6 protein-coding genes are annotated in these 6,191 nt (G+C 55.5%); 3 read left to right on the top strand and 3 right to left on the bottom strand.

Annotated features, from left to right (window positions below; all coding sequences use genetic code 11):
* From M7R55_RS01775 to M7R55_RS01765, 3 genes are all read left to right on the top strand, one after another.
* Positions 1 to 277: hypothetical protein (locus M7R55_RS01775; protein ID WP_298217947.1), on the top strand; the 277-nt coding region annotated here is incomplete at its 5' end.
* Positions 278 to 915: 638 nt separating this feature from the next.
* Positions 916 to 2,103: a nucleotidyltransferase gene (locus M7R55_RS01770; protein ID WP_298217945.1), complete on the top strand. Its 1,188-nt coding sequence runs from the start codon at positions 916 to 918 to the stop codon at positions 2,101 to 2,103.
* 472 nt (positions 2,104 to 2,575) lie between these two features.
* On the top strand, positions 2,576 to 3,565 hold the full coding sequence (locus M7R55_RS01765) for a CBASS cGAMP-activated phospholipase (RefSeq protein ID WP_298217943.1): 990 nt from the start codon (positions 2,576 to 2,578) through the stop codon (positions 3,563 to 3,565).
* A gap of 329 nt (positions 3,566 to 3,894) precedes the next feature.
* Here M7R55_RS01765 and M7R55_RS01760 read toward each other — a convergent pair whose 3' ends face one another.
* From M7R55_RS01760 to M7R55_RS01750, 3 genes are all read right to left on the bottom strand, one after another.
* Entirely contained in the window at positions 3,895 to 4,950 is a 1,056-nt protein-coding gene (locus M7R55_RS01760) for a hypothetical protein (RefSeq protein ID WP_298217941.1), read from the bottom strand.
* Between the two features lie 195 nt (positions 4,951 to 5,145).
* Positions 5,146 to 5,625, bottom strand: a complete 480-nt coding sequence (locus tag M7R55_RS01755) for a hypothetical protein (RefSeq protein ID WP_298217939.1) — start codon at positions 5,623 to 5,625, stop codon at positions 5,146 to 5,148.
* Positions 5,622 to 6,191 (bottom strand): DUF3987 domain-containing protein (locus tag M7R55_RS01750; RefSeq protein WP_298217937.1); only part of this gene is annotated, 570 nt, incomplete at its 5' end. The genes M7R55_RS01750 and M7R55_RS01755, both read right to left, overlap by 4 nt.

Raw genomic sequence — 6,191 nt, 5'->3', positions numbered from 1 at the left:
AGATATTCCAGAGGCCCAGATTGAACGCAATCTGTTCGGCGGTTTTACCCACGCCGCGCTGGTCGCGCATCTTGCGCGGCGCCTGCGCGTGTACGATAACCGCGCCACGGTGGACCTGAACCTGCAGGCCGACTATCAGCCGCCCTTACTCTTGGAAATAAAGAAAGGCGTCATCCTCCGGCAAAGCACGGAGCCTCTGCCCTGGTGGGCGGAAATTCTGCGGGATGTGGCCCTGGGGGCGGATATGGGCGTGGATATGGACGCCCTGTACCGTTGAAGATTTCAGGGGGGTATGCGGTGCGTATTCCGGCCGCATTCGGCTACTGGTTCGTCAGCAGGCTGGGGATTTCTGGGCTGAACGCTCTGGCAAACCAATGGCGAAACCTTCGACGAAGACCCTTCCGGTTAGTGGCAACAGTCCTGACGTTCCTGGCGGTTCTGTTTTTACTTAAAAAAATCGCTGTTTCGATAAGATAAGCGAGATACACGAGGAACAGATCGTTGCGGTTGTTTGCTAGCAGGCCGTCGGTTTTAGCCATAGGATCCGGGGTAGGTGACATGGAGCATGTGAGGTGGCTCGGCTGGGCGGCCGGTTTCGACACGTGAAACACTAGATATGGCATTTGCCAAAAGAAAACAGGGAAGATATAGTGTCACCGAAGTGACAACGATCAAAAAAAGAGTCGCCCCACTTGGCGCGGGCGACTCAGGATCACCGAAAGCTCGGTGTAGTTGCAGAGATGCATTGTCGGCTCGACCGACTGGCATCGTCAATATAAAATTCGAGCTCGGGTGGTCCCCTTGAAGTGCGCCACAACCGCAGACTTACGGACATGTATGCACCGAGACCCTTCCATGCCTTTGTCGGCGCGGGGATTGATTCCTTCGCGCTTCTCAGATGAATCTGTAAGCATAGTGAGCGGCGCCATCGTCGCAATCACGGATGCGCACGCGCTGACCGAAACACAACGCGATCGCCTGACCTCTGCCTACGAGTCGATCGGGCAATTCTTGTCCGAGCATCCGACGCTCGGCGGCGTGACTGTCGAGGTCCACCCTCAGGGGTCGATGCTGATCGGGACGTCTACCAGACCGGAGGGGCGGACCGAAATGGACGTCGATCTTGTCCTGCTGCTCAAACCTGGCGTGCAGGACCAGTTCAACTGCCGTCAGCTACTCGACGTGGTTCATCAGGCGATGTACGAGTACGCGATGCGCCACGATCTCGGAATCGAGCAAAAGCGGCGTTGCGTGCAGCTGCAGTACGCGGATGAGATGCATGCAGATGTGACGCCGGTTGTGCACAGCCCGAAGCTGCTTGGGCCGCACGGCGACACGTTCGGACTCGTCCCTGACCGTGAACTGTCCCGGTACATGGGGACGAATCCGAAGGGCTACGGGCTCTGGGTCAATGCAGTTGCGACACGCACGCCTCTATTCGGTAAGCGGGTTGCGGACATGGATGCCTTGGCAAAGGCAGGGGTGACGCCGCTTCCATCCATCGAGATCTTCGATCGCCTGCTGGCGCGCATCATCCAGATACTCAAGATTCACCGGAACAAGTATTTCGCCCAAATGCCCGATCTTGCACCGCCGAGCGTCGTCATCACGACGACCGCCGTTCAGTCCTACCTCGCTGCGCTTGGCGACACCTTTGACACTCCTCTTGACCTCATGATGCGCATGTGGCGTGATATGCCGACCTACATCCAACGTCGCACGATGCCGCGCGGCGAACATTGGACCCTGGGCAATCCGACGGCCGCCGAAGACAATTTGGCTGATCGAATGAACTCGTCGCCTGACCGGCAGGATGCCTTCGACGATTGGCACCGCACGTTCGGTGTTGACGTTCTCGGGATGATCGAGCTGGCCGGTCAGAATCAAGGGATGGACGCGCTGTGCAAGAGCGTGTCCACCTTGTTCGGCAGTAGGGCTGAAGATAGTGTCAGCGCGGCCTTGTGCGCCTCGATCAACGGGCACCGTGACGGGCAAATGATCGTGGTGCCGGTCTCTGCCGATTCGACTTCCGCATCGCTACTGTCGACGGCGCCGGTGCGGATGAAGAGCCAGCCGCATCGCTTCTTTGGGCGGGACGAGTAATGGCCCGGCCGCCGCGCCAAGTCCCGTCGCTTGCCATGCAAGCGCACCGGCTGCGCGACCTTGGGCTGGATGGGGCGAGGGCTGATGTGATCAGAGCGGGTGCGCAACTGCGCTTCGATTTCACGGCAAGGCCGCTTGTCGGCGCACGGGCATATCGCTGTAGCGTCGAAATGCACCGTAGCGGATCTCCAGTTGCTGCTTATGTTCTCAGTCCTGACCTCAAGCAACTATCTGGCGGCAAGCGACCGCCGCACATCTATGCGCACAGCGCCGGGCGAACGAAGTTGTGCCTATACATGCCTGTCGCTGGGGAGTGGCATCCTGGGATGTGGCTTTCTGAGACGTTCGTCCCCTGGACCTTTGAGTGGTTGCGCTACTTCGAATTGTGGCTAATCGACGGCGAGTGGCGTGGAGGCGGCGAGCATCCTAAACCTGAAGAGCGCGGCAGATATGGCGTCAGGAGCTCAAGAGCATGAGCGCAGCGATTAAGCGAAGAATCCTCACGATCGATGGAGGCGGTCTCAAGGGAATCGTGCCGGCCGCGTTCCTGGCAGAGTTGGAGAAGCAGGTTGAGCGCCCCCTGCACGAATACTTCGACCTTATCGTCGGCACATCAACGGGCGGGATCATTGCCGCAGGCATTGCCTGTGGAATGCGCGCCGAAGAGATTGTCGATATCTACAAGAAGTCCGGTCCGCGCATCTTTCCGACGGGCAACTGGTTCACTCGCCTCAAGCTCTGGATGAACTGGGTTGTGCGGACAAAGTACCCAACGTCGGTCTTGCGTGCAGAACTCGAGCACCACTTTCAGGAGGCGCTCATTGGTGATGCGCGCACGAGACTGGTCATTCCTTCATGGAACCCGACGGGGCAGGGCGTATACATCTGGAAGACCAGGCACTGTGGAAGATTTCGACTTGACCACAGCAAGCCAATCGTTGAGGCGTTGGTGTCTACAGCATCAGCGCCAACCTACTTTTCATCATCACTCAAGCGAGGGGGAACAGGACTCATTGACGGCGGCGTGTGGGCGAACAACCCGATGCTCGTTGCGGCCGTCGAAGCGGTGGGTGTGCTGGGATGGAATGCTCACGACGTATATATGCTCGCGCTCGGGTGCATCAAGGAAGACTACATCCCGCCGTCCGGCGGCGGCCTCTTGCGGTGGGCCCTCCCCGCGCCAACTGTGTTCATGCAAGGTCAGTCAAGCGGCGCAGTCGGCGGCACCTACCTATTGCTTGGCGACCGACCAAATGCGCCGGAGCGCGTGTTTCGCTTGGAGGCATCCGTACCTTCCGGAAAGTTCGCCTTGGATGGTGCGAACAACTTGGATCAGATGGAGAGGATGGGGAGGGATTTCGCGCGTCAGCGTCTTGATCATTTGCTATCGCTGTTCTTCCGTGATCAGGTGACGCCGTTCGTGCCTCTACCGAAAGAGGCACTCGACGAAGAGGTTGCATGATGTGTGAATTAGCCGGTGCAAGAACCTTACGTTCAGTCTCCCGGCACTTTCACCGTCGGCTACCGGCCGCATTCACGACGTTGCGACGGATGTGCCGCTTTGGCCGATCTGCTGTCCGTGAGTGAGGAACCGTCCGGGATGACAGCCCCACTTTGACACCTACAGCATCTTGCATAAAAAGGAGTGTCGTATCTTGTCTCGTGGCCATGCGGTACATCTTGCTCTTGAAGGCTAGCGAAGTCATTATCCATATTTGCTGTCAATCTGACAGATCCGGCGGGAACAGTCGTGTCCATTCCTCCAGCAGCGCGTCGGCCTCATTCACTGGTTCATGGGCTTCCATCGCAGAGCTTAGGATCAGTACCAGTTGGCGTTAAAACAGCTTGAACAGATGCGCCGAACCCCCCACTTCGTTTGCCTTTTCCATAGACCTGATCCGTCATGGTTGAATGCCCCATGATCGCGGCAATATCCGCCAAACTGTACTCCCCGTCATTGAGTAGTTTTGCATGAAATGTATGCCGCCCAGAAAGAAAATCTATCACCATTTTCCTGTCCGTGAAAACCGCATGGTTTGCTTTATGGAGCCAGCGCCTACACGTCCTGAGATATTGTTCGTAACTGCCACCATTGGCCATGAATTCGCCCATCTCCTCCATATGCGCTGAAAGACTAACCTGATATGGACCGCCATCTAGTGGCCACGGTACGCGGCGGTACAGAACTATATCACCCTGAGTTTTGGCACATCTTACCCAAAGGTAAGGCATGCCATCTGCGTCATAACGAGTTTCCACATGTTGCCATTCACTGGGCCGCAGTCCAGTGCCAATGGTGGCCAGAAACATAGCCAGCGTGCGAATCGGCCAACCAGCGTACCTTGCATCATGAAGGGTGGCCACCATTTTTTTTGACCTCCGCATGCCTTCTTTATCAAGCCAATCCGCTATTTTCTTAATATCATGTGGAGTAACCGTTTTTCTTCGGCGCCGAGTAGAAGCCTTGGCGGTCTTGGCTTTTTTAAAGTCTTGTTGAGCGCGCGAAATAATCAGCAGCCCCTCCTGATCATTACGATCTGTTAATGTCTGTTCTATCGCCAACCGGTATCCCCGATACGTGGACGGGCGCAAACTCCTTTGGGCATCGTCTCCAATCATCCAGAGCGCAGCAAGATGCAGATCACCAAACCTGGTTTCGAGCATATGCGCTTTTGCCCGGAGTGTCTGCAACGTGATAGGTTTGCGCTGATTGCCGTTATCTCCCTTCAACAATAAAGAATCTCTCACCCAACGCTGCATCGCCGCCTGATATTCTTTCGTAGTCGAGAACTCATGAAGTTCTGGCATGGACAACACGGCATCTTTATTTCTGATGTCAATATTCATAACTATCTCCTTAATTATGTGATTTCCTCATGGGCCTAAGACGATGTACTGAAACTTTTTTATGGATGTTTCTATACACAGAACATTTTCCATCATGGACCCAAGATGTGGCCATAATCCGGTCATATTGAGGCCTTTCCGCGACCGTTATTAGGCTAAATTGTAACTATCGGTAGCATGTCCTTCCGGCATAACCTAAATTGGCATGAATTGTGGGCATCTCCTGGTGGCCAAAGGGAAACATGCCTTGTAGCCATATCCCTCACCGGGCGGCGCCCCGTTCGCAGTGGCCAGACACCTTCCAAGGCTTTGTGAGGGCAGTGGCTCGCCAGGCAGATAGCGCCGACAATCCCGGCAGCAAACTCGCTCGGTGCCCATATATCCACTGCTACTGCTCGCGCATTCCTGCTGAGGCATGGTGAACTCAGCAGGTAATAAAGGTTTTTTCCTTAACTCAGGTTGAGCCGCAGCAGTATCTCGTTGACCTCCACCCTCATTTTGGATGGATTGGGCGGAGGGTGTTGATGGCGACAATAATGCCATTAACGCTACCTTATGAGATTTTACTACCGACACTAAAGCAGCAGGGATGCCCTTTACCTTGAGCCGCCCATCCTCCATGTATATGGAGCCACCGGAATTAACAATATCCACGATGATCTGCGCTGCGTTCATGGCCGGATATCCTCAAAGTCGATGCCGTCGTCGTCAGAAAAAATATCTTCACAAACGCTAGATGGCACGCTATTAAACCTACTAAACCCCTCGGTTGACAGTTTCGTAGGTTTTGTAGCGTCCTTTTCTGCGTTCATTCGGTAGATTTTGGGGTTTACCTCGAACCTAGGCGAGGGCCTGCCACCTTTGGCTCCAGACTCTTGGACATAACCACGAACCCAGCAGGTTGACTCCAGAAACTCCAGCGCCGCACTGATCGTTTTGGGTGATCCTAGCCCTCCCCAGTTTTTGCGCTGCACATCAGGAACGGTGAACGGGTCAGGCAATTTCCGTTGTAGCAGAGCATCACTCAGGCGTTGCGCGGCTCTCACCTCGGGGTGCATCCATAGGTGATAAACGCGGCGGGCATGTGCGCCGAGAAAATTTGCCCAAGCGATTGCTCGGAGCATCGGATCCTCACGAATCGCGCCTATCATTCCACCTGCGTTTGCGCGTTCGGCCATGTCCAGAATCAGAGCCAGCCCCGCCACCATCTTCTCGTACTTTCCGAAGTGCTCCTGCAATAC

Source organism: Halothiobacillus sp. (assembly GCF_027346185.1).
In the GTDB taxonomy this organism is placed as follows: Bacteria; Pseudomonadota; Gammaproteobacteria; order Halothiobacillales; family Halothiobacillaceae; genus Halothiobacillus.
The sequence above is the reverse complement of the archived record's forward strand: the minus strand, read 5'-3'. Positions and strand labels throughout refer to the sequence as shown.